The sequence below is a fragment of the Acinetobacter sp. 228 genome, from assembly GCF_048147885.1.
In genome coordinates, this window is sequence record NZ_JAYWYV010000469.1 from 1 (window position 1) to 1141 (window position 1141).

At 40.0% G+C, this 1141-nt stretch carries 2 pseudogenes; one reads left to right on the plus strand and one right to left on the minus strand.

The annotated features are described in order from the left end of the window. Positions 1–836 (plus strand): annotated as a pseudogene (locus VXQ92_RS19925) (DNA primase); the annotation flags it as partial. Here VXQ92_RS19925 and VXQ92_RS19930 read toward each other — a convergent pair. Further along, a pseudogene (locus VXQ92_RS19930) lies at positions 833–1141 on the minus strand (glutamyl-tRNA reductase); the annotation flags it as partial. The pseudogenes VXQ92_RS19925 and VXQ92_RS19930 sit on opposite strands and share 4 nt — an antisense overlap.

A 1141-nucleotide genomic window follows, 5' to 3' on the forward strand; every position in this document is an offset into this window, starting at 1 on the left:
ACCGGATTACGATTGCTTTTGACGGTGATGCTGCAGGTCAAAAGGCCGCACGCCGAACTTTAGAAATTGCATTACCCTTACTCAATGATGGTCGTGAGCTCAAATTCTTTGTATTGCCAAATGACCATGACCCTGACTCTTTAATCCGCCGTGAAGGGGTGGAAAATTTCCAGAAGCTTCTACAGCAAGCTCCTTTACTTTCTGACTTTGTTTTTGCTCATCTTACTGGGCAACATGACATTAGTACGCCCGAAGGTAAGAGTCTTGTTATGGGCGAATTAAGAGAATTGACCGAGTTATTGCCAAAACAAGGGTCTTTTCGCTATCTACTAACCCAATCTTTCCGTGAAAAATTAGGCTTAGGTAAGCGCTTCACTCCACAAATTAGCCACGATGCATCACTATCTTTTAATATTCAAACGAAAGATGAAGACTTTGCAATTGCAATTTTGATGCACCATCCGTTTCTTTATATTCATTTTGAAGGATTAAGGGCTTATATTCCGCAAGATGAGCTGTTGGCTAAAATATTAGCAATTTTAAACCGTATATTTGACGAATTGCCTGATGACCAAGAACTAGCTACCTACTATGTTTTAGGTGCTTGTAGCACTTATTGCCATGAAATTGCAGATATTATGCAAAGGACCAATATTCAAGCCTTAACTCAAGCACCGGAAGTAGCAGATAAACTCGCAAAAGAATATGCTTTAGGCTTACAAGAAAGATATTTACGTCAAAAACTAAAATCTAAAATCTCATTAGTTGAGTCAAGAAACTTAAGACAACAACTCAATGAACTTACCAAACAAATTAGCTTAAGACTTCTTTCTTAACGTTTGGGTTTTCGCTCATGATCAAATACATCCTGTAAATGCTGCTGTAACCATTCAAAATAGTCCGGACTCTCTGCTTTTGCAGCTTCACGCAACAACATAGAGGTCGGATGTATTAGTTTTTGCGTCAAACGATGGGCAAATTGCTGCAACACTTGCTCAGGATTTCCACCATGATGCAGAGCCTCTAATGCATGGGTAAGCTCTCGCTGGCTAATTTCTTCACTATGTTGGCGATAAGCATGAATTGTACTGCCCGCCTCTTTGACTTTTTGATGCGTAATCAGCTGGGTGGCTAGCTGATT